We start from the raw sequence: 24,392 nt of genomic DNA, 5'->3' as shown, positions 1-24,392 counted from the left end.
TCGACAGATTTATTTTTTGAATTTTTTAGACTTTATTTAACGGATGATTGTAAAAAAAGAAGTATTGCCTCTTTTTATCTATTATTTTTGGACTTTTGATCTTAAAATTAGTTCCATCTAATATATGAATTGCATTTTCCTGTAGATATTCACACAAATCTGATGAATGTTTAACCTCGATATATTCGTAGGCATTCATTAACTCAAATTTTCTCCGAATATAATGATGTGCATCCGAAGCTACAACATGAACAAGATGATGATTTAACAAGTGTTGTGAAAAATTCTTTAATCGCCTTCCATGAACTCCCGTGATACTTCCTGCAGTAACTTGGACCAAGATTCCTTTTTGAACTAGATCATAAATTTTTTCTGGGCTTTTTCTCAGTTCTCTATTCCGCTCCGGGTGAGCAAGGATCGGAATAAACCCTTTCATTTTTAGTTTATATAAGACTTTCTCAGTATTACTAGGATAATAACTACATGGAGGTTCCATTAAAATATACTTTCCAGTATTATTTAATGTTAGAAAATCATCTAGTTTATTTTCGATGTCATACTCAATGTCTTTATGGAGATGAAACTCCAATCCCGGGTACACTTTCAAGTGAATGTTATGTTTTTTTAATACTATATTTGTTTTGTCTACCAATTTAATAATATTGAATCGATTATTTTCATAAAAATGATCTTTGTGACGATGTTTATGGTGTGGAGTAGCAATCACATGAGTGATCCCCGCTTCTACCGCTTGTTTTGCCAGCAGAACCGTTTCTTCCCAGTTTCTTGGCCCATCATCAAGATTAGGCAAAATATGGTTATGAATATCAACGATCATATTTATTCCCCTTTTACTTGACATAATTCTTTAAAACGAACAACCGAAGCCACATTAATCATCTTTTAACGTATATATCCCAGTTATCAACTGTAGTACTGTATAAATAATTAGATTCTATACAATCATATACACTGTTCTTTTCCTCCAAAGTATATAAATAGAGGCATCTGGCGATTCTTCCCAAACCTTTCTTTTGGCCAAATTAATGGGCGGGGTCCACTTGTCATTTGAGGATGCATCAACAATTATTCTGGGTTGATTCGTTTGGATATCCTGCAAAAACTCTTCAACCATTTGTACATTTTGATATCCCTTCATATACAAGGGATATTGATTTACATATTTAGTCGGTGCTTTTCGATTAGTCATTAATGCCTGCTTCAGCTCCCAACACGAAACATAATCATGGTCTTCCGTTTTCTACAGGATATACTCAATTTTATCCGATTGAGGTCCAAGACCACTACTACTTATATAGAAAGCTGGTTAGGATTTGACTTGATAGTTGCACCTAATAAATTTGTGCGTTCAGGATCCTCATATGGCCTAATCCTTATTATTTGTGATATCTTAGTATTATTTTTTCCATTACCGTACAGTTGAGAAGCTTACAATTCTATTCCCCTAAAAACTTCCAAATCCAAGGCCCTAACAATGCCTTTCGGGTCCCCATACGAACTTTAGAATAACAGTAATTTTCCTTCTACATTTATAGTACATTCATCAAGTATATATTTACCGCCATTATTAAAAGACCGCCCGTTTTAAATAAGGATTGTAGCGATGATTCCTACCCCCGCTATAGTCCCATTCTTCTTCATTGCTTCAAACCTGAAAATAATATCACATATCTTATACAATAGAATAGCTAGAATTGGACACCAAATAAGAATTTGGGATAGAAGCTTTTTTCTGATAGATATTAAATTACATTTTAATATACGATTATTATCCTTTTTAATTAACTTACTAATTCTCCTTATATATTTATAATTTTTCAATATACTTTTCTCGTTTACTATATCGACCACCATTGTTCTCAGAGAAGAATAATATTCATCAACTATTTTGTCACGCATATCGGGGTAATATTTCTCCATAAAACTGTACGTTTCATAATAATTAACCACTAAATCAAATCTATTTTCCGAAAAAGGGCTTTTTGTAATACTTGAATCTCTATATGTATAGTTATATAAAGGGAAATCAACCATAACAATCTTCTCAGCCTTATCAAATAACTGATACATTATGGCTGCATCATCATAGTCTCTATTAATAGGAAATCTAATTTCCTGAAAGAGATTTTTTAAATATAATTTATTGCATGGTCCAAATCCAGGTGGTTTTCCTTCATAAATTAAGTTAATAGCTGTTCCCGAATCGAGAATATTAATTTCGTCTGAGTTTACTTTTTTATCATTAGTAGGGCTTTGAATACTACATGCGCTAATTCCTGTTTTATGTTCTACAATTAAATCATACAAAATCTCATACATATTAGGCTCAATCCAATCATCACTATCAACAAATCCTATATAATTTCCTTTGGCAACATCTATTCCGGCATTTCGAGCATCTGCGACTCCACCGTTTTTTTTATGTATTACCTTAACCCTATTATCTTTAAGCTTATACTGATCGCAAATTTCGCCGCAGTTGTCAGGTGAGCCATCATTTACTAATATAAGTTCAAACTTAGTAAATGTTTGTGCTAAAATTGAATCAATACATTTGTTTAGATATTGCTCTACATTATAAATAGGCACAATAATACTTATTATCGGGTTCATCCGTTCTGCTCCTTATCCAATTTATGGAAAAACTGATTATCTTCCTTTATGTAGTTTTCCATGCAGGCCCTTTGGTTGTAAAAAAACACTTTAATGATTTGCACCAGTTTATTATCAAACTATACCTCTCAAATCTATTCCTCTAGATCCTTTGCAACTAATAATTTCTTATTTAATATTGGATTATTACTAATTTCTATATTCTTTAACTTAGGAAGTTTCTCTAATAGCCTAAAATCAGATATATGATTATTACTTATATTAAGTTTTTCCAGGTTAGTAAAATACTGTATGCCGTCTAGATTAGAAATATTTTTATTACTTAAATCTAATTCTTTTATTAAGCTTAATTCTCGTATGGAAATCCATTGATCATCTGGATTTGAAATCTGTTTTCTTACCCAAGATTCCATGTTGCGGTCAATAAATGAAGCTACACCCGCTATTTCAGAGGTTGTATAAAATTCCATATCAATTCTTCTTGCTTCATTAATAATTTCACGAATAGTTTTGGGTGAAACTCTCCATTGTCCAGACTCTATTGAGTCTTCTCCCCAACCAAAATCCGCCCAGTTAACCTCTTCTGGTAATATAGAATGGCACATGATTATTAAATTACTCCCCATTATTTTTGCAATTTTCATTATTTTCTTAATATGCTTAATGTCGGGTAAAAGTATGCTATCTATACAAATAGAGGGAGCAAACCCGGTATGATTAAATCGTGTTAGGTTATCATCGAATAAATGTCCTCTTACAATTTTAAAGTATTTAGGGACTAACTCCTGAATATTTCCTTCAGTGTATTCAGAGTATGGAAACGCAAAAGAAACTGGTTTTCTAAACTTTTCATTGGTTTTAGAGTGAACTTGTTTTTCCATCCAATTTAACAAAGAAATAATCTCATCGTCAATCCATCCGGATAAACCTTTTTTCCTCGAGTAATTTTTACCGTCTTGATGCTTAAAACCATGATGGGCAATTTCATGACCGTTTGATTGTAATTCTAATAACAAATCTATTTCTTCCTGAGTATGTTCTCTTTGTCCTTCGAAATGATGAAATGCATTTATATTAAATGTTACTTTCACATCATAATATCCAAATATGTCTTTTCCGTACATAAACCAATCGTTTACTCTAAAGCTGTCATCAAATGAAAATGCGATTCCTGGTTTATTAAAGAAAGGAATTACTTGATCTTGTATATGGAACTGAGGTTTTTCAATTGTCATTTCCATGTTTCTAATTAAATTCCGCCACTGCCTCCTATGGTAATATACAGTCCTTATTTTTCCGAGCTTTCCTTTAATAATCCTTTTCACTCTTTTATCCACCCACTTCTTGTATGATTGACTCTTCTAATTTATTTTCAATCGTAAGAAGTCTTCCATTATTTATTTTGAAAACAATATCACAATTTTCAATAGTACTTAGTCTATGTGCTATAATTATTAATGTCTTTTCCCCTTTTAATCCATCAATAGCCTTCATGATTTCTTTTTCTGTTTCATTATCTAATGCTGATGTTGCTTCATCCATAAAGATTATTTCCGGATTATGATATAAAGCTCGGGCGATCCCAATACGTTGCCGTTGCCCCCCTGAAAGTCTTACTCCACGTTCTCCAACATTTGTTTCCAATTTGCCGGGGAGGGCTTTAATAAATTCCTTCAATTGTGCCTGCTCCAAGGCCCTCCAAACTGCTTCTTCATCAATCAGTTCACTATCTATCCCAAAGGCAACATTCGCCCTTATTGTATCGTCTGATAAGAAAATGGATTGAGGAATATAGCCAATTTTCTGTTGCCATAACGATTTTAAGGCATGTAAATTCTCTCCATCTACTAAAACACTGCCTTTTTCTGGAGGAAATAATCCAAGAATAATATCAACAAGGGTTGTTTTTCCAGCACCTGATTCACCAATAAATGCAACCGATTTACCAATTGGTATTTTTAAAGAAATATCATTTATTGAATATTCTTTTTGATTAGGATAGCGAAAAGATACTCCGCTCAACTTTATTGAATTGGTAAAAGTTTTCTTCGCACTATTTGACGATATTGATACAGTAACATCACTATTATAGTACTCCTCTTTATTCGTAAACAAATCATCATAAACAACAGATAAGGCAGGTTGACTGTATCGAATAGTTGTTATCAACGCCATAATACGATTGATCGAGGGCATAAGTCGAAATGCTGCCATAGCAAATAGTGCCATTGTCGAAACAATCTGTGTCGTAGTATTTCCTTGAAAAATGATAATCAACATTGTAATTAGGACTATAGATACTAATAAAGTTTCAATAAAAAGCCTAGGAGTTTGGTCTAACATCATCCTGTAGAGAATATTATCAGCATTGATCTGGCTTTGTTTTGTGTAAGCATTAACAAAGTAATTTTCTTTTCCCGATACTTTTACTTCTTTGCTTGCTCCTAATCCTTGATTAAGCCATTTAATCATTTGTCCATTTACTGTTTGGTGCTCTTTTCCTAATTCATTCATTTTTTTGCGGAAGAATTTAAAAAACAAAAAAACACTTCCACCTAATAAGATAGAAGCTGTTATGGTAGCTACCGGTGCTGCTGCTAATAAGAGAGCTAAAATACAAATGACTACAAGTAATTCTGTGAGTAACTGAAAAAAAGACAGCATTATCCCTTGCAAAGCTCTAGGTACTTCTAGGTTTACATTCCTAAGTAAATCTGCCGTATTCCTTTGTAAATGGAATGTATATGGTTTTTTTAAATATTCCTCAAACAATCTTCGAGACAGTTTTACCTGTTGATTCAAAATTACTTTGTTTTGTGTATATAAGTATAGGAGTATATATAAATTTTTTATAATAAATATTGTAAGCAACAAAATTACCGAAAATATCATAAACGCAGTAGTTGATTGAAATTTAAATGATTCGTATATATAAGCCAAGATTACTTGTTCTTTTATGATGTCCGGGTTTGTTACAATTCCTACAAGAGGTACAATCAACCCTATTCCAAGCGTTTCGAATAATGCCGAGATTACCATCATGAAAAATAATAGTAAAAAATATTTCTTTTCTCTTTTGTTAAGTAGCATAAGTATTTTTTTGATAGTATCTCTCAAAACCTTTCACACCTTTTCTATAGATGATCATTTATTTTAATATTCAAAAAATACAAAGCCATGTTATATAAACTTTTCAACCTGTACATCAGAAATAAACTCTTCTTTAGTTAGGTTATCTGAGAATTTTTCACGTAATTTCCTATCATGAATTAATAATCTAAGTGCGTGATATATTTCATCTACATCTGGACCTACAATTAATCCAGTTTTCCCAGTTTTGATCTGTTCATTTGCCCCTGTAAAGTTAGTGGTTATTATAGGTTTTTTAAAACATCTGGCTTCTGCCAGAGTTATACAATATCCTTCATGTCTAGATGGCTGAACATAAATATCGCACTGATCCATGTATGGATATGGATTGGGATCTGAACCTAATAAAATGAAATATTCCTTTAGCTCATATTTTTCTATCAGATCTTCATATGTCTGTCTAGAATTTCCTTCTCCAACACAATACCATTTTACATTCAACCCTTCATTTTTTAGTTTTGCAAGGACATGGATAGCAAGATCTTGGCCTTTTTCAATAGAAAGTCTACCTACGGTTAAGATTTTTAATCCATCAAAATTATCATTAAACCCTTTTCCTTCTTTTGCTTGACTAGATATTAGTTGTGGTGACACTATATATTGAAATACCTCGGTTTTTTCTCTTATTGCAGGTAAAAGATTAACAAGCTTATCTCTTCCTTCATTTGAACCAACAAAAACTTTATCAAACTTATTATATATTTGAGCAGCAAAATTTTTATTAAAGCCTATTTTAGTTACATCAAAGTGAACCCACTGAATTTTCTTTTTCGCTTTAATTTTGTTCATAACAAGATAGCTTATAAAGTCAGTTGGACCTGCATAAGCTACTGCAACATCATATTCTTGTTCCAGAGTAGGGTAGGTCCGTAAAACATACTTAAAGAAAGCACTTCTGTTATTCAGTATTTTAGTGATTATATGTAATAGCAGGATCGTTCCGCCTTTAATGATTCGACCTTTTTTTAATAAATTTAATGCAATGGATTGTGGAGGTTCGTTCAATAAGTCCTTAATGTTGTTATACCCTGATAAAAATTCCAGTCTAATATTAGATGGAATAAATTTTAGAAACCCACCGTACTCTTCCAACATTAAAATTGTAATATCATACTTATCCTTAGGCATTACTGAGACCATGTTAAGCAAAGATTTTTCTGTTCCACCTACATTCATATTTATTATTGTAAATAATACTTTCTTTCGCATTGTATCACTACTTTCGTATTATCCAATTAATTTATAGAACTTTTCTATTTCTTCGACATTCCCCTTTTTCTCCGTTTTTAAATAATTAACAATATCTTTTGATAGCATAGGATCATCTATGATTCTTATGATCCCATCACATACTGCCTCCGCACTCATATCGACAACAAGACCATTTTTTCCATCAATCATCTGATTGTATACAGAATCAAACCTTGTCGTGACCACAGGCACATTGAGCATACGAGCTTCTGCAATGGCTAGCCCAAATCCCTCAAACCTTGATGTTTGAACATAGATATTGCAATTTTTTATATACGGATATGGGTTCGCGGTAATTCCCAGTAACACAAAGTAATCTGTTAAATTATATTCATTAATGAATTGTAGTATTTCTTCTTTAAGGGGTCCCTTCCCCAATACATACCATCTAAAGTTTATTCCTTTTTCTTTTAATTTTTTACAAGCTTTAAGTGCGATATCGTAACCTTTTACTTTGTCAAACCTTCCAATTGTTAAGATCCTTATTCCATCAAAATTATCATTAAATGGATTTCCAACGTTAGATAAATTTGAGATAAGCTCAAAATTGTTAATGTCGTAAATAACCTCCATCTTACGATCATACATTGGGAAAGTTTCCAAAAATATCTCCTTTGCAGAATCAGACACTGCAATTATCTTATTAAATGTATTGTAAAAAAACTTTTGATATTCTCTTTCTTTTGCATCTAATCGATAAATAGTGTTTACCCATGCAAATTTTTTCTTTGCATTAACTTTCTCAGCTATATAAAAGGTTGGAATACCTTGCGCATAACTGATTGCAATATCATAGTTTTTGTCATTATTTTCAATAACCTTTGAAATACTTTGCCAAAATACCCGCGCCTTCAAAGTATTTCCGCCTTTTATCCTTCGTATCGCATAGGAGTATTTTATTCTAGAAGCTAACATTTTAAAGTCAAGTTTTCTTATGGAGAATGCCAAAGCTTCTTTTAAGTTTAACCATGTAAATGTTGTATAAGCCAATGGCTTTAAAATATTAACTTCTTTTGGAACTTGTTCTTCGAGCAATCCACCATGAGCAAACAACATTAAATCTACATTGTATTTTGAATAGTCAAGTAAAGATAATAATGAAACCAAACTTTTCTCTGCTCCAGCACAATCTAATGAGTCTATTACAAATAAAATATCCCGCTTCATATCATAAATCCCCACTTCCCCTTAAGGTCACCCTTTCCAATCTGATTGGACGGGGCAGTATGTGCAGCCTCCTAAATAACCGTGTAATTATTAGAAAACAGATATTCAAATAAGGATGAAGAGAAAACAAAAAGAGTTGTTTTTTTAAAAAATTGTCATTAATAACAGACTTTTTTAAACGGCCATAATTATTTTTAATGTATATTTCTATTTCATATCTGTATTTTTTACCATTTATTTTATTTCTATTTGCTAGTAGAAGGTTATAATGGATTAAGCTGGTATTTAAGATTCCTTTATAAGATTCATCTATTAAGTGATCATAAAACTCTTCAATAAAATGATGCCTTTCCAACAATCCTTTAATGATATCTAAATTTTTTGGGGTGTATGTGGAAACAATACTGTCACTTCGCTGCAAATAGAAGCAGAGGGGTTCGTTTAATATTACATACGTATTTACCCGGTGCATAACTAAATGTGCCCAAAATACGTCTTCAAATAAAACCCCTTTTTTAAATGGAATATCTCTAATGATTTCCGTTTTATAAAGTTTCCCCCATGCAAAGTTTTTAACTATTTCGTTTTTAACTAACTCAGCCATTAAAGGTTTATTCCCTAAAATAATTGGAGGGTCATCCTTTTTATCAAACCTATTGTCGAAAAGCAAGTAATCTTCATAGGCATAATAAAAAGCCGATTGAACAATATCAGCTTTATAAATAAGACTTGTGCTCATCAATATTTGAATCATATTTCTGTCTAACCAATCATCACTATCCACAAACAGCGTATATTCTCCTGTTACATATTCCATTCCAACATTTCTAGCGTCTGACAAGCCCCCATTTTCTTTATGCACGACAATAATTCGACAATCATTACTAGCATATTCATCTATAATTGTCCCACAGTTATCGGGAGATCCATCATTAACTAGTATAATTTCTAAATTTGTGTAAGTTTGTTTTAAAATACTGTCTACACATCTATGAATATATTTTTCAACCTTATAAATTGGAACTATAACACTTACTTTTTGTAACATTTTTCCCGGCCTACTTTCACAGGACACTCTATTTTTTCAGTATTTACTTCCGATTATTTTTCCATTTTATAAATTCCAGTAATGTTTTATATTCTTGAATCTGTTTTTTTTCTATCCCAGACTCTTCTAGTCTATTAACAAAATCAACCCATTCTTCATCAAGCCTTTGTGTGCTGAATTCCATGCTGTTTTCCGTTTTTAATAATGCTTTAAGATCTACCTCTAATACACAAGCTATTCTTTCCACCACATTTATAGAAGGATTTTGATTCAATCCCCTTTCAATATTGCTTAAATAAGACTTGGCTATACCCGCTTGGTTAGCTACCTCTGTTAATGAAAGTCCCCTTCTTTTTCGAATCTCACATATATTTTTTCCTATCATAATATTTGTTCCCCTAAATTTTTAGTTTGAATGCATTTTTTAGACAATCGATCACCCTTATCATTTCTTCTTCAGTTAAATTGGAACCCGAAGGTAGGCAAACGCCAGTCGTAAATAAATGATCAGAAACACTCCGGTTATTTTTATAAGGATAATATTTCACTCTCTTGAATAGAGGCTGTAAATGCAGTGGCTTCCATACCGGACGAGCTTCAATATTTTCTTCAGCTAAAGATTGTATTAAGTAGTTAGACGAAATTCCCGCTTCTTTTTCGTCTATTGTTAGAGTAGTAAGCCAGCGGTTAGACCTTGTATTTTCCAATTCAGGCATAAAGGAAATGCCAGGAAGATGAGATAAACCTTGATAATATCTAGAAAATATTATCCGTCTAGCGAGCACTCTTTCCTCCAGTACTTCTAATTGCCCTCTTCCAACTCCTGCTAAGATATTACTCATCCGATAATTAAATCCCATCACACTGTGTTGATAATGAGGGGCAGGATCTCTTGATTGGGTAGCTAAAAAGCGCGCCTTATTTAATGCATCTACATCATCGGAAACTAGCATTCCGCCACCTGATGTGGTAATGATCTTATTCCCATTAAATGAAAAAATGCCAAATTTCCCAAATGTACCACTCGACATTCCTTTATAACTAGAACCAAGTGACTCAGCAGCATCCTCGATCATTGGGACATCGTATTGGTTACATATTGAAAGAATTTCATCCATTTTTGCACTTTGACCATATAAATTGACAACAATCACTGCTTTTGGCAACTTCCCTGTTCTAGAAGCATCTATAAATGCCTTTTCCAGTGCTTCTGGTGACATATTCCAAGTTTCAGGCTCTGAATCAATAAAAACTGGTTCAGCACCTTGATAAAGAATTGGATTAGCACTCGCTACAAATGTTAGGGTTGAACAAAATACGGTGTCTCCCTTCTTTACATCTAATAAAGAAAGAGCCAAGTGGATTGCTGCAGTTCCTGAACTTACGGCAACTGCTCCATTGGCTCCTATATAATGGGCTATTTCATTTTCAAAGGCATCGACATTCGGTCCTAAGGGTGCTATCCAATTCGTTTCAAATGCTTCATTAATATATTTCAGTTCACCTCCACTCATATGAGGAGGAGATAAATAGATCTTTGATTGATTATTCACGTTATCACACCTTTTAAGTCGATTATCTAAACAAATTGCTTTTTCTTAATTTTCCCTCTGTAAATCGGAAAGTAATTTTCCTGAACATCGTATAGTTTATTTAGATCATTTGTTATTTTGTTATATTCTCGTGTATTATGGACCTTTTTCCCAATGTAGTATTCGAAATTATTATTATTGGTAAAAGCAGATTTAAACTTAAAAAGCCCATCATTCTCTTCATATCCTCCACCTAAGTGAAGAAGCTTCACTCCTTTTGATTTAGAAAATTCAATCATAAAATCGAACATTAAATTGTTAGGCTTCAAAGCTAAAAAACTGGATTTTGATGCCCCCAGGTGATAGTGTGAAAATTCTTGACCTACAATTACGATTGTTCCGGCGATAATATCATTATTATATTTTGCGAAGAGTAAATAAGTTTTTCCTAAATTAGTGTCCTGCATTTGTTCTATAAAATAATTTTCATCAAAAAAGTAATAATCAGCTGCATTATTCTTAATCATTGTTTCATTGTACATTTGAACAAATTTAGAGATATTTTCTAAATTATTTTCCGCAACAAAGCAAGATATATTGTTCTTTATCGCCTTCCTTATATTGCGTTTATTCATATTTGAGTAATTTTGTCTTATCTCTTCCAATGAAATTGTTAAATCTGCAGCGGTTGTTTGTTTTATATACTCAACATCAATAATATTCCTAAACCATCTATGATTATTATATAAGGGATGAAATCTTATTGTTTCAGTAATAATATGATTCATTTCACAATAATCACTAAAGTATTTGTAAAACTCCGTGATTGATTCTTCACATCCCTCTATAAAAGGTCCACCATATCCATAGGGAGTTACAATATCATATAGATCCCCATTTCCAAATGGTACGATCCTTTTGATAAATGGATAAAATATTTTAGTTTGATTATTTTCAAAGTATGCCGAAAATAATCTGCCATTTTCTTTCTTAGCAAATAAATTTCCATATTCATAAGAATAATAACAATCTATTCCTCTAAAATTTTTAAGTTTTACATTCCATGTGGAAGGATTGTTAATTATTTCAAATTGAGTCATGTTTTTCTCCTCTTCAAAGGTTACCAAAATCACCAATATTTTCTTTCCCTTTAACAACTGTTTTAACTTGTTGTTTTATTTCTTCCAATAAATCTTCGACTTTTATATTTTCCGATTCTTGTCCCTTAATATAAGTATTCGTTAAAATTCTTTTCAAACTCTTCTGAGTTAGTCTTTCAGAAATATTCACTGGGCCTTCCTCACTTTTCCCTATACAAACTTTTGCAGAAAAAGTCCCCGCTTTCATGTTATAAGCGAGGACTTATGTTATCTTAATTTTAGTTTTTGTGTCATACCCATTTGGGTTACTAGATTGCCATCTCCACGAATCTGCACACATTTCTTCAACGCCTTTTTCAGCAATCCATCCAAGTTCCATTTGAGCTTTAGACGGGTCTGCATAACATATAGCTATATCGCCTGGTCTTGGACCAACAATTTTACAAGGTATTTTTACATCTGATGCTTTTTCAAAAGCTGCAACCACTTCTAAGACACTATATCCTTTACCAGTCCCAAGATTATACGCATTGACCCCATTTATTTCGGTTATTTTTTCAAGTGCTTTTAAATGACCTTTTGCAAGATCGACCACATGAATGTAATCCCTTATACCAGTACCATCACAAGTTGGATAATTATTCCCAAGAACATTTAGTTCTTTTAACTTTCCAATTGCCACTTGAGTAATATATGGCATCAAATTGTTCGGAATTCCATTTGGAGCCTCACCTATTAGTCCACTTTCATGCGCTCCAATTGGATTAAAGTATCTTAAAAGTGCAATACTCCAATTATGATCGGATTCATAAAGATCAGATAAGAGTTCTTCGATTATAAGTTTTGTACGACCGTATGGATTCATTGCCTTTAATGGAGAATCTTCAGAAATTGGAATGCGCTCAGGCTCTCCATAAACAGTAGCTGATGAACTAAAAACAAGATTTTTTACATTGTACTTCTCCATTACGTTACACAATTTGACTGTACTAATAATATTATGTTCATAGTACAATAGTGGAGTTTTAACTGATTCTCCAACCGACTTTAATCCGGCAAAATGAATGACAGCTTCGATGGGGTTTTCGATAAACACTTGGTCTAAACTCTTCTCATCCATCAAGTCAACATGATAAACATCAAAGCTCTTACCTGTAATCTCACTCACACGCTTTAATGATTCAGGTTTACTATTAAGATAATTATCGACCACGACAATTTCATAACCTGCCTTCAACAATTCGACACACGTATGACTGCCAATGTACCCGGCTCCACCAGTAATAAGTATAGCCATTTTTCATCCCCCCTTACCTTTAGATTACGCTTCAATTAACTGATATAACTTCTCCACTTCGGTCTCGTTTCCATAATCCTTTTTGCGTATATTTGAGATTAGTCTTGCCCTTAAATCCTCATTATCTACTAATCTCTTTATCCCTTTTACAATCCCTGAGGTACTAAGTGGTGTGATTAACGCATCATACTCATCTCGCGCTTGGCTTTTTGCGGTAGGAAAATTAGTCATTACGACTGGCTTTCCTAGAATCTGCGCTTCACGAATGGTTACAGCCTTCCCTTCATATCTGGATGGTTGAACATAGATGTCACATGCTTTTATATAAGGATAAGGATTAATCTTTTTGCCTAGTAAAAAAAAGCGATCCTTAAGATTTAATTCATTAATTAATTTATTTAGCTCATCTTCAAGAGGTCCATATCCCACCACATACCATTCAACATCATATCCGGTATCAAGTAATTCCTTACATGCTCTTATGGCATAATCCAAACCTTTTGCATGTGAAAATCTGCCGACTGTTACTAAAATCGTTTTTCCTGGTAATTTCTTAATTTCTGTCGGCATCTCTAAATTAGCTTGCTCTCTGATTATTAGAGGTGAAAGGACATTTTCAATGACAGACGTTTTCCCTTTGAAACTCGGAAAAATATTCAGAAACGTTTTTGAACAATCATTAGAGACAGCAACAATATTATCTAACTTATTCCACATATGGCTTTCCAACTTTTTGTTCACATATATATTTGAGTAATCCGTATGTATCCAACCAATTTTTTTCTTTGCTTTTACTTTTTCCCCTATAAAATGATGTGGCCATAGAAAACCTATGGCCACATCATATTCTTTATTTAGTTTTGGGAGAAAGGGAGTTGACATTTCCCAACCGTACTGAATCGCCAAATAACCCGGTTCATCAATACGTTTGATTTTCCCATGAATGGAACTTAGGGATCTAGCTAACAATCTCGAAACACCAATCGGATAATATCCTTCTTTTAAAATTTGATAAATAGACTTCCTGAAAGTTGCATATTGAGGCACCTCATCCAAAAGATGCGGCCCCTCAGGCAGGAATGGAAGAAATTCTCCTTCGTGTTTAAATAGCATTAAATCCACATCATATGTACTATAGTCTAATTGATTTAATAAGCCGATTAAACTGCGTTCTACACCACCTATTGCCAAATCAAAAGAAGCAATTAAAATTTTTTTCTTCATTAATATAACACCTCTTTACTGGCTTTGAATTCCGTATAATTTTAACCAATCATTCAAATTTTCTTGAATGTTAAAACCAAGTTTAGAGATGTTTTTTATACGTGAATTGTTAGTTGGGCCATCCATTAATACAGCTGCTTTAATGCCATCACACCATTTATCAATGTCATCCTCTAGTTGAAAGTATTTTACTAAACCTAACTCCATGTCCGTACTTTTAGGCACGAAGTCCGATGCAATACATGGCGTCCCTGAGCACTGAGCCTCTAACATCACGATACCGAACCCCTCAAATAATGAAGGGAAAAGAAAAACGTCAAAAGCATTCATAAGCCTAGGAATATCTGACCTCACCCCTAAAAATTTTATATGATCTCGTATCCGCAATTTTTTAGCTTCCATTTCAATTGTTTTTCTTAGTGGGCCATCCCCGATTAAAACAGCTGTAAAACGATTGTCTTCTTCAACCAGCTTTTTCATGATTTTTAAGATGAACTTATGATTCTTTGATTCTGAAAAACGCCCTACATGACCAACGATTTTTGTATCTTCTGATAAATCAAGTTCTTTCAACACACTTTCTCTACTATTTGCTTCAATATCGATATATTCACTTATGTCAATTCCATTTTTCAGGATGTGTACACCGCCATTAATAACCGTCCTTTTACCAAATAAGAATTCCGCAGCTTCTTCACTACAACTGCAAAACTTTGTAGCGGAGGACTTAATTAGAGCTTGCAAAATTTTAAGCGTGAACCATGTTTTAAAACTATTGCTTTTCAACCAAAAATTACTATGCGAATGACAAATTCTATTTTTTATCCCACAAATTTTAGCCGCCAACGCTGGAAAGCCGCTTTGGTAGTCAGTATGAGCATGGACGGCTACATAATCATTGGAAGACATCACATTAACTAATTGCTTTATATAATTCATTGGACCCTTTGTGCCAAGGCTCGATATATTATATATAGTGCCACCCATTGATTTTATTTCATCGTCAAAGTCACCAGATGCCTTGCTATGGGTGATAAAATCAAATTGGAGCTTTTTCCGATCTATATTTCTGTATATATTCATGATCAGTGTTTCAGCCCCGCCTCGTCCCATTGAACTTACAATATGCAAGACCCTTTTAGGGTGGTCTAATTTGGTCATTTGCTCCCACCAAAAAAATCACTTTCATATATGATATTTAAACTAATCACATTTTCATAGAAGAAATATAGGAGGTAACAAATCAATAATAAATAGTAAATGAGCCTTTGATTTTTATCACTGAAAAGCTTTACTATCCAAGATATCAAGATTAATTGATACAAACTAAAATAAATTGAAAACCTTGCAAAAATCCAGTTTTGTGTTGATATAATCATGAACATAAAACCAATCAGAGCCATATTAACGATGTAATCACTGCTGGGAAATATCTCTCTGAATTTCTCTCTACCAAGGAAAGCAATTAAAAGGGGGGTGGCATTTACTGCAACCCTAATGGCGTTTGCTCCACCTTCATGAAAGTCTGAGTAGTGACCGTATTGCGTTTCTTCAAGTGCAGAAAATAATATGGAGGAAAATTGAGCATAACCTGCTACGATGACTACTGAAAATACAAGAAGAAGCAACGTTGCTTTTGACCAGGCTTTATATCTTACAAAAAAATATATAGGGATTAATATTAATGCGCTTTGATGAAAAGCTGAGGCCAGAAGAACAATCAAAAAATACTTAATCCAATTACCCTCGATTAAATATTTTGTCGCAGTAAATATAATCGCCGCAGCTAACACTTGCCTTATCCCATTCATTGAAACTAAAAATAAGCCCCCTGTAATATACACATACATACTAAGCTCGAACATCCGTGAATATTTATATAGGACATATACAATCAGTACATTAGTAATTAAAGCAGTTGTAAGAATTAATATCTGAGGATCATCTGAGAATTTTTTTAAGAGCATTTGGAGAATCCCAAATGCAATATCTTTCTGGGATAGGATATACTCCCATGTAAAATCATTAATCACATATATATGTTTATAAAAAAAAGTATCGCCTATACCTGATCTGAGGCCTGAAATAAGTACTAATGGTATAAGAGCAGCTAATACTAATATTTTGTTCGGTCTAATAGGAGGTGTTGTTCCTGTTGCAACTACAGCTGTAGCGAAGTACCTTGCAAAAAAAGATAAAATAAAAACGATAGCAAGATTGATCCACAGAACAGTCATATTTCCTTTCCTTTCCAATAAAAGAGGACAGCATAGAATGTTATATCACCCCGGTGCAGTCCTAGTTTTGGATGTAATATAAAGATATAATAGGATGCCAAAGGGGATAGCTAATATCGTTAAGCCTTTATTAGGTGATTCTCCTAAAAACTTTTTATTATCCATCAATAAGCTGCTAGATACATAATGTATTGCCTGCCTAAATTTAAATGTTAGACTTGCAAAAGGGAGCTTCATGAGTTCTTTTCTATAAAAAGCAAAGCCTTTCGGGTTTTTTACGTATTGATTTAACATATTTAAAGAAGAACCATCTGGTAAATACTCAACACAGCACAATACTTCATTTAGAAGTAACATTTTGTATTGTTTATCGAGCATATAATACTTATAAGCGAGCCCTACATATTTTTCGTTGGCGAAAATAGGATACCGATACTGTTTTGTCAATGTTGTTCGATATACAAGCTTTTTATCTCCCATAACCCCATACTTATGATAGAGATCAAACAACGTGGAGCTTTTGAGGTGTACAGGTAATTTTGTACCGATGATTTGTTGATTCGTGTATGAGTCGAGTCCAATGATGCCGCTTACTTCTTCACTTCCAAATTTTCTCCAAAAGGCATTTATCTTTTCTACAGCATCATCTGGCATACAATCATCGGAATCAATACAAACATTTATTTCAGTATGAATAAGGTCGTAAGCAGTATTATGCGCCCCATGCATACCTAGATTTTCTTGCCAGTAATATCTTATTTCAATTTTATTATCTTTTATCCATTCATCTACTAACTGCTTTGTGTTATCCGTAGACCCATCGTCTACAATGAGCCAAACAAAATCCTTACTAGTCTGGCGCAATAGACTTTGGTAGCAGTTATCCAAACAATATGCCCGATTATAAGTCGGAGTAAAAACGGTTAGTAGCTTCATTTTTTGTTCACCCCGAAACGGATAAATAAAAATCTTCAATCTGATTAGCAGTGGCTGTAATATCATAGCCTTGGGCTGTTAAAGCTGCAGGGACATTAGTTTTTGAAATACACTTATTTGAAATTTTTTTTATTTGCTCTGCCCATTCCACTGTATCTTCCAAAGACGCATAATGAACTAAGTGCACTCCTAGATCAACTTCTTTTGAAATACGATCCGATATGAGACAGGGTAAATCTGCTCCTTGCGCTTCCATTAACGAAACGGGCAAACCTTCGTGCAAAGACGGAAAAACAAACAAATCCAATCCTTGAAGTACTCGGTTAATGTCACTTCTTACCCCTAAAAAGAACACCTTTTTTTCTAGATACAAAGTCCGGACTTTCTCTTCCATTTCCTTGCGTAAAGGACCATCCCCAATAAGTAAAAGAACCGCATGATCATTCATCTTAGAGTATTTTGCAAAGACATCTATGAGAAATGAATGATTTTTCTGGAGAGAAAACCTTCCTACATGTCCAAGCACATAATGTTTATTATTCAGCTGCAATTCATCTCTTACTTGCTTTCTTACCTCATGTGAGAAAGCAAATTTTTCATATTCTATCCCATTTTTTAATATTTGAGCGGTTTGTGACTTCCCATTAAATAACCATTTTGCAGCTTCAGTAGAACAAGCAAAGAATGTTGTCGAATTACGAGGAATTAATGTTCCAGCAAGCCACTTATATGTTCTTGTAGCTATTCCTCCTTCACTTTGCGTATTATGACTATGTGAAATCCTGACAGGAACCCCAGCATTTTTTGCTGCCCGAAGCACAACTCCACTCATCTTATCTAAGTGCGAATGGACGATTTCATAATGATCCTGTTCGGAAAAAAACTGTGTTAAGGCCTTTATATATTTGAAATGTCCCACATCCGAAATATAAGGAATTCGATGGATTCTCCCGCCCATTGTTGAAATTTCTTCATCGAATACCCCGGCCCTGCATGTTAAGAAATCAAATTGAACCTTGGAGCGATCAATGTTTCGATATAAGTTCATAATAAGTGTTTCGGCTCCGCCCCTGTTCATATTTACGACGACATGTAATACCCTTAATGGACCGCCCACTGAACTTCCTCCAAATCATCCATATATCTTTTATAAATTTTGCACTTTTCATCTAAAATTTTATTTAAACTATATTTAGCCAAAATGATCTTTCGACTTTGGCTTCCAAACTCTCTTCTTAAATCCCCATTTTCCGCAAGACTAATGATTTTTTCAGAAATTTCAATAGCATTATTTCCAACAAGCCACCCGTTTTTATCAACATATACAAGCTCTCTATGCCCTCTGTTTTCAACCGCTATAATGGGTAACCCGCAAGCCATGGCTTCCAATATATTGACAGGTAAGCCTTCCCGTAAACTAGATGCCACGGAAATATCACACATTTTTAATAATGAATCGATGTCATTACGATAGCCGAGGAAATGAATCATACCCTCTATATTAAGATCGATTGAAAGCTGTTTACATTCGTCCATAAGTGGGCCTTCTCCTGCTAATAAAAGCTTTGCATTTGGTACTTGCTCTTTTATCAAAGCTAGTGCTTCAAGGAGAACTTTTTGGTTTTTATTTTTATTAAATTCAGCGGCGTAAAACATCAAAAAAGCATCATCTTGATAATGATACTTGGCTCTAAGCACTGATTTAGAGAATTCAGCGACCGGAGTATACAGTTCCGTATCAACCCCTACACCATGAACGTGTTCTATTTGATTAGCTTTGAATTGATTCACCGCAAGATTATAGTCCTCTTCATTAATAGTGATTAAACAATCCGTGTACCCGGAAAGCCATTTTTCAATAGGATAATAAATCATCCAGTTATGGCGAGGCGCGCCTTTACAAAAATGAAAGCCATGCGCAGTATAAATTACCTTAGTATCCTGTTTTCTTGTATGCCGGGCTGCCAATCGTGATAAGACTCCCCCCATCGGTGTATGACAATGAATGATTTTATAATGATTGTTATCAATGATTGATTTCAATTTCTTATATGCATCTAAGTTCTTTCTTTTGAATGGGGATCTTTGAATAGGTATGTCATATTTCTTGTCTACGTAAGGAAGCTCCATGTTACCCGCAGCAGCAATGTGAACCTCCCATCCCTGTTCTTTAAACCATTTTAAATAGGGCAGATGAAAAGCACTAAAATGATAATCTACTGTTGCACAAAACAAAATTTTACTTGCCATAACCATCACCCAATCATTTGTTCATCTAAAACAGAGGATAGATAATCAAGCAATTCACTTCGCAACTCTTCTCTTTGCAAGGCCAGCTCTATTGTTGTTTGAATAAATCCCAGCTTCTCTCCTACATCATATCGGACTCCCTCAAAGTCATAGGCATATACAGCTTCAAAACGGTTCAAGCCTGCAATGGCATCCGTCAACTGGATTTCGCCGCCTGCACCTGGTTTTTGTTTGGATAAAATATCGAATACTCTCGGACTGAGAATATATCTCCCCATGATAGCCAAGTTGGAGGGAGCCTCCTCCTGATTTGGCTTTTCTACCAAGCTATTGACACTGTAAAAGCGGTCACGAATAGCATCTCCGTCAACAATTCCATATCTTGAGACTTCATCTTCTTTTACTGTCTGGACTCCCAATATCGTTGCATTATAGCGTTCATACTGTTCTATCATTTGTTTAAGACACGGTTTTTCCGCCCTGACAATATCGTCGCCCAATAAAACAGCAAAGGGTTCATCTCCTATAAACTTACGTGCACACCAAACGGCATGGCCCAGTCCTTTTGGTTCTTTCTGACGTATATAGTGAATATCCACCATCTTTGATGACTTTTGAACCTGATCCAACAGGTCAAATTTACCTTTTTCCAACAGGTTTTGCTCCAGCTCAAAGGAATGGTCGAAATGGTCCTCAATGGCCCGCTTTCCCTTTCCTGTTACAATAATGATGTCCTCTATTCCTGAATCTATCGCTTCTTCAACAATATATTGAATCGTCGGTTTATCGACAATCGGCAGCATTTCTTTTGGCATCGCTTTTGTGGCCGGTAAAAATCTTGTTCCCAATCCTGCTGCGGGTATGATTGCCTTTTTTACTTTCATTACTTTCCACTCCCCTTATCCTGAAGCTGATATTAGAGGTTCATCTATCAGTTTCACTTGATTATTTGCCAAGTTAATAAGTGTTTCTCTTAATATTTCCTTCTCTAAACTACTGTAATTTTCAATAATCTCATTAATTTCTTCAAGGTATAGGTTTGAAGTTCTCCCAATGTAAATATTGGTATACACTTGCTGTTCATGTATTTCATCTTCTTTTAACAGCTCTTCAAAAAGCTTTTCTCCCGGTCTGATTCCAGTAAATTCTATGCCAATATCTTCAATCGAAAACCCGGATAATTTGATGAGATTTTTAGCCAAGTCAACTATTTTGACGGGATCTCCCATATCCAAAATGAAAATTTCTCCACCATTGGCCAGGGCTCCAGCCTGGATAACTAATCGTGAAGCCTCGGGTATAGTCATAAAATAACGAACCATTTCCGGATGGGTAACTTTTACTGGCCCCCCCTTTTTTATCTGTTGTTTAAATATAGGGACTACACTACCATTGCTGCCTAAAACATTCCCAAACCTTACCGCCACAAATTTCGTTTTGTTATTTCTATCCATATGCTGAATAATCATTTCAGCAAGCCTCTTCGATGCCCCCATCACACTTGTCGGATTAACCGCTTTGTCAGTCGAAATCATTACAAACGTCTCTACCCCATGTAAGCTGGAAGCCTCTGCCAAGTTCTTTGTTCCGATGATGTTGTTTTTTACAGCTTCTTCTGGATTTCGTTCCATTAAAGGAACATGTTTATGGGCTGCAGCATGATATACAACATTTGGGCGATACTTATTCATGACGGACTGCATTTTATGGGCATCTTTTAAATCTGCAATTTCGGGTAATAACTCGATAGGTGAATGCTCGAACTTTTCTTTAAGCTCTAATTCAATTGAATGAATACTATTCTCTCCGTGCCCCAGCAATACTAACTGCTTTGGATTGAAGTTGCATATTTGGCGACATATTTCAGATCCAATTGATCCTCCCGCTCCGGTTACTAACACTACTTTGTTCGTTACATACCCTGAAATACTATCAATATCTAAATCAATTGGCTCCCTTCCCAAGAGGTCCTCCACTTCTACGTCACGAAACTTATTAACAGAAATTTTTCCTGTTACAAGATCCTCCAGCATAGGAAGAATCTGTGTTTGTGCTTTTGTTTTTGCGCATTCCAGGAAAATCTTGTTTAATTTTTTCTTGGATAGTGAAGGGATAGCAATAATAATATTTTCAATATTTAATTCTTCAACCGCCTTTTCCAGTTGACTAATTCCTCCAATGACTGGAATTCCCAATATATCCAAGTGATGTTTATTATAATCATCATCTATATACGCGATCAGCTTGAGGTCTGAATCTATACTCTTCAGTAGTTGCCTAGCAACCATTGTTCCCGCGGAACCGGCCCCTATAATTAGGGTTCTTTTTTTATAAAGGCTGTTATTTAGATAATCATCACGAAAAATCCTCCACCAAAATCTTGTACCTCCAATCCCCAACAGGCATAGGAGGCAAGTGACCGCAAGCAATCTAAAATGAAGCCCATTCATCATCAGCTGCTGGACGACTGAAACCGAAATGATCGATAGAGAGACTACTTTTAGAATAATAATCGACTCACCGACACTCGCATATTCCCACGCCTTTTTGTAAATTTTGAATATTAAAGAAAAAACATGATAACTAAGTAAAAGGGTAAACGAACTAAGAACAAATAATAGATTTAATTCAGGAAAGCCCGTGGTTACTAAATAATTTCCGAAGTATAAAGCTGATAAAATGATAATTGAATCTAAAGTGATGAAAATAGATATCCTTTTCCGATATGACATAATACCCTCCTCTTTACTATTCTTTAGCTTGAATTAAAGTTTTTAATTAGGGGGGGTCTTAAGACCCCCCCTAATTAAAAACTTTAAAATAGGGCATTTAACCCCCCCTCACATCACACTTTTGACGACTGGCGTCTAAGGTCTCTCAACCCACAGCATGACCGAGTACCTCCATTGATAATGGAAAGGAGACATTTCCAGAAGATAACGATTGGTTTAATGTAAAGAGTGTTCAGAGCATATGTATCAGTGGTCCCTAACCTTGTCTTTATCGCCTTATTAAGAACCGATTGTTCCTTATTAAGAACATGTTGGCAAAAAATATATGCACTTACTCATTTAATATGACTCCTATAATCTGGGCTTTTGCAAATCCTAATACTTTTTTCGATTGATAAGCACTCTCGGAATTTGTCTTGGTTTTTTTAACGACTAAGACTACCCCGTCACATAAGTTTGCCATAATTTTTGTATCTGTTACTTCAAGTAGTGGTGGTGAATCTATTAGTACAGTATCATATGAAGGACTAACTGTTTGCAGAAATTCCTTCATCATTGGGGAGGCTAACAGTTCAGCCGGATTGAATGGTTTTGTTCCACTCGTAATAATATCCAAATTCCCAATTCCTGTTGAAATCACTGCTTCTTCAAAAGTAATTTTTCCTGTCAGTACATCTGATAAGCCGCTCGTATTGGAGAGTTTGAATAGGCTGTGAACGCTTGGATTTCTTAAGTTTCCGTCAATCAATAGTATATTTTCTTTCTGTTGGGTCATTGAGACGGCGATGTTAGCGGCTATGGTAGATTTACCTTCACCTTTTCCAGGCGATGTGATTAATAAAATGCTTTCTTTTTTATCTCCCTTTAAGAAGTGAATATTCGTTCTAATCGTACGAAATTGCTCGGAAATAATAGACTCTGGATTTTTATCTACAACTAGATTTGTTTTTTTAGCTGTTGCTGAGGATCTTCTTTTATTTAAGACCAATGGATTCACCTCTAAGCTCTAATTTCTCACTCTTGATTTTCCTTTTAGTTACATTCTTTTTATTTATTTTGGAAATACTCCCTAAAACGGGAATTCCCAGTATTGATTCTATATCATGTTCTGATTTAATTGAGTCATCTAACGAATCAATTAAGAATATTAGTCCAATTCCTATCATTATTCCAATGATCATAGCCCCTAAAATAATTTTATTTTGATTGTTTTCATTGATCGGAAAAGGATTTACTTTAGCCTCTGATAAAACGCTCACACTTTTAAACTCCATAACTTTTGGAATTTGCCCCTTAAATATTCTAGCAGTCGTATTTGCAATATTCGCAGCTCTTTCAGGATCTGTATCAGTCACACTAATCTTCACTACTTGGGAATCCTCAATACTTTCAACATTAATCTGTCCGGCCAATGTCTCCGGAGAGTTTTCAATCCCCAATTCTTGTATTACTTTCTCTATAACAGTGATATCTTTAATAATTACCTGTAGAGTGTTTTTATACGCAGGATCTGCATCGATAATTATATTTGAAGAAGCCTGATATATTGGGGCTGTTTTATTAAGATTACTATAGAACCAACCTGCTGTAGTTGCCAAAGTTGCGATGAGTGCGACTAGCCATAAGCGCCTTTTGATTACTCTGTATAAGTCCTTTAGATTAATTTCTTTTACGGTTCTATTTTCTAACTGATTCATAATAGACCACCTTATCAGTTATTTCGTTCCTAATAAAGAACATAGTTATAACATATTTCTATATTATTTCATTATAGAGAACAAGTCAACATGAATTTCTCGATCATTTTCTACATTAATTATACGGTACATTGAGC

The 24,392-nt window shown here is 34.3% G+C and carries 23 protein-coding genes; all 23 read right to left on the bottom strand.

The window, feature by feature from the left end; all coding sequences use genetic code 11:
* Nucleotides 1–25: 25 nt before the first annotated feature.
* Nucleotides 26–838, bottom strand: a complete 813-nt coding sequence (locus tag D4T97_RS16010; RefSeq protein ID WP_126051769.1) for a tyrosine-protein phosphatase — start codon at nt 836–838, stop codon at nt 26–28.
* A 117-nt stretch (nt 839–955) separates the two neighbouring features.
* Nucleotides 956–1,210 carry a hypothetical protein gene (locus tag D4T97_RS16005; protein ID WP_126051768.1) on the bottom strand — a complete coding sequence of 85 codons (255 nt, stop codon included), beginning with the start codon at nt 1,208–1,210 and terminating at the stop codon, nt 956–958.
* Between the two features lie 395 nt (nt 1,211–1,605).
* On the bottom strand, nt 1,606–2,634 hold the full coding sequence (locus D4T97_RS16000) for a glycosyltransferase family 2 protein (RefSeq protein WP_126051767.1): 1,029 nt from the start codon (nt 2,632–2,634) through the stop codon (nt 1,606–1,608).
* Nucleotides 2,635–2,768: 134 nt separating this feature from the next.
* The gene (locus tag D4T97_RS15995) at nt 2,769–3,959 is read right to left on the bottom strand and encodes a leucine-rich repeat domain-containing protein (RefSeq protein WP_235872282.1); all 1,191 of its coding nucleotides are present in this window, start codon (nt 3,957–3,959) and stop codon (nt 2,769–2,771) included.
* A 4-nt stretch (nt 3,960–3,963) separates the two neighbouring features.
* Nucleotides 3,964–5,751 carry an ABC transporter ATP-binding protein gene (locus D4T97_RS15990; RefSeq protein ID WP_126051765.1) on the bottom strand — a complete coding sequence of 596 codons (1,788 nt, stop codon included), beginning with the start codon at nt 5,749–5,751 and terminating at the stop codon, nt 3,964–3,966.
* A gap of 63 nt (nt 5,752–5,814) precedes the next feature.
* Entirely contained in the window at nt 5,815–6,993 is a 1,179-nt protein-coding gene (locus tag D4T97_RS15985; protein WP_126051764.1) for a glycosyltransferase, read from the bottom strand.
* 18 nt (nt 6,994–7,011) lie between these two features.
* Nucleotides 7,012–8,202: a glycosyltransferase gene (locus D4T97_RS15980; protein WP_126051763.1), complete on the bottom strand. Its 1,191-nt coding sequence runs from the start codon at nt 8,200–8,202 to the stop codon at nt 7,012–7,014.
* 1 nt (nt 8,203) lies between these two features.
* Entirely contained in the window at nt 8,204–9,250 is a 1,047-nt protein-coding gene (locus D4T97_RS15975; protein WP_126051762.1) for a glycosyltransferase family 2 protein, read from the bottom strand.
* Between the two features lie 43 nt (nt 9,251–9,293).
* Nucleotides 9,294–9,635 carry a helix-turn-helix domain-containing protein gene (locus tag D4T97_RS15970; protein ID WP_126051761.1) on the bottom strand — a complete coding sequence of 114 codons (342 nt, stop codon included), beginning with the start codon at nt 9,633–9,635 and terminating at the stop codon, nt 9,294–9,296.
* Nucleotides 9,636–9,648: 13 nt separating this feature from the next.
* Nucleotides 9,649–10,764, bottom strand: coding sequence for a DegT/DnrJ/EryC1/StrS family aminotransferase (locus D4T97_RS15965; RefSeq protein ID WP_126051816.1), 1,116 nt, complete (start codon nt 10,762–10,764; stop codon nt 9,649–9,651).
* 65 nt (nt 10,765–10,829) lie between these two features.
* The gene (locus D4T97_RS15960; protein ID WP_164525605.1) at nt 10,830–11,882 is read right to left on the bottom strand and encodes a GNAT family N-acetyltransferase; all 1,053 of its coding nucleotides are present in this window, start codon (nt 11,880–11,882) and stop codon (nt 10,830–10,832) included.
* A 13-nt stretch (nt 11,883–11,895) separates the two neighbouring features.
* Complete coding sequence (locus D4T97_RS15955) at nt 11,896–12,072, bottom strand: hypothetical protein (protein WP_164525604.1); 177 nt, start codon at nt 12,070–12,072, stop codon at nt 11,896–11,898.
* 72 nt (nt 12,073–12,144) lie between these two features.
* On the bottom strand, nt 12,145–13,179 hold the full coding sequence (gene galE / locus D4T97_RS15950) for a UDP-glucose 4-epimerase GalE (RefSeq protein WP_126051758.1): 1,035 nt from the start codon (nt 13,177–13,179) through the stop codon (nt 12,145–12,147).
* Nucleotides 13,180–13,203: 24 nt separating this feature from the next.
* On the bottom strand, nt 13,204–14,403 hold the full coding sequence (locus D4T97_RS15945; RefSeq protein WP_126051757.1) for a glycosyltransferase: 1,200 nt from the start codon (nt 14,401–14,403) through the stop codon (nt 13,204–13,206).
* A gap of 15 nt (nt 14,404–14,418) precedes the next feature.
* Nucleotides 14,419–15,564, bottom strand: a complete 1,146-nt coding sequence (locus D4T97_RS15940) for a glycosyltransferase family 1 protein (RefSeq protein ID WP_126051756.1) — start codon at nt 15,562–15,564, stop codon at nt 14,419–14,421.
* Nucleotides 15,561–16,640: an EpsG family protein gene (locus D4T97_RS15935; RefSeq protein ID WP_126051755.1), complete on the bottom strand. Its 1,080-nt coding sequence runs from the start codon at nt 16,638–16,640 to the stop codon at nt 15,561–15,563. Before D4T97_RS15935 ends, D4T97_RS15940 begins: the two co-directional genes overlap by 4 nt.
* A gap of 45 nt (nt 16,641–16,685) precedes the next feature.
* On the bottom strand, nt 16,686–17,576 hold the full coding sequence (locus tag D4T97_RS15930) for a glycosyltransferase family 2 protein (RefSeq protein WP_126051754.1): 891 nt from the start codon (nt 17,574–17,576) through the stop codon (nt 16,686–16,688).
* A gap of 7 nt (nt 17,577–17,583) precedes the next feature.
* A complete protein-coding gene (locus tag D4T97_RS15925; protein ID WP_126051753.1) occupies nt 17,584–18,693 on the bottom strand; it encodes a glycosyltransferase family 1 protein in 1,110 nt (369 codons plus the stop codon).
* Entirely contained in the window at nt 18,678–19,826 is a 1,149-nt protein-coding gene (locus D4T97_RS15920; protein WP_126051752.1) for a glycosyltransferase family 4 protein, read from the bottom strand. Before D4T97_RS15920 ends, D4T97_RS15925 begins: the two co-directional genes overlap by 16 nt.
* Before the next feature lie 5 nt (nt 19,827–19,831).
* A complete protein-coding gene (gene galU / locus D4T97_RS15915; protein WP_126051751.1) occupies nt 19,832–20,710 on the bottom strand; it encodes a UTP--glucose-1-phosphate uridylyltransferase GalU in 879 nt (292 codons plus the stop codon).
* Nucleotides 20,711–20,725: 15 nt separating this feature from the next.
* Nucleotides 20,726–22,558, bottom strand: coding sequence for a polysaccharide biosynthesis protein (locus tag D4T97_RS15910; protein WP_126051750.1), 1,833 nt, complete (start codon nt 22,556–22,558; stop codon nt 20,726–20,728).
* A gap of 331 nt (nt 22,559–22,889) precedes the next feature.
* Entirely contained in the window at nt 22,890–23,546 is a 657-nt protein-coding gene (locus tag D4T97_RS15905; protein ID WP_126051815.1) for a CpsD/CapB family tyrosine-protein kinase, read from the bottom strand.
* Nucleotides 23,533–24,255 carry a YveK family protein gene (locus D4T97_RS15900; RefSeq protein ID WP_126051749.1) on the bottom strand — a complete coding sequence of 241 codons (723 nt, stop codon included), beginning with the start codon at nt 24,253–24,255 and terminating at the stop codon, nt 23,533–23,535. The genes D4T97_RS15905 and D4T97_RS15900 overlap by 14 nt, the downstream gene beginning before the upstream one ends.
* Between the last annotated feature and the right edge of the window lie 137 nt (nt 24,256–24,392).

It is taken from the genome of Siminovitchia acidinfaciens, from assembly GCF_003605385.1.
In the GTDB taxonomy this organism is placed as follows: Bacteria; Bacillota; Bacilli; order Bacillales; family Bacillaceae_C; genus Siminovitchia; species Siminovitchia acidinfaciens.
This window is presented reverse-complemented; position numbering and strand designations above follow the sequence as displayed.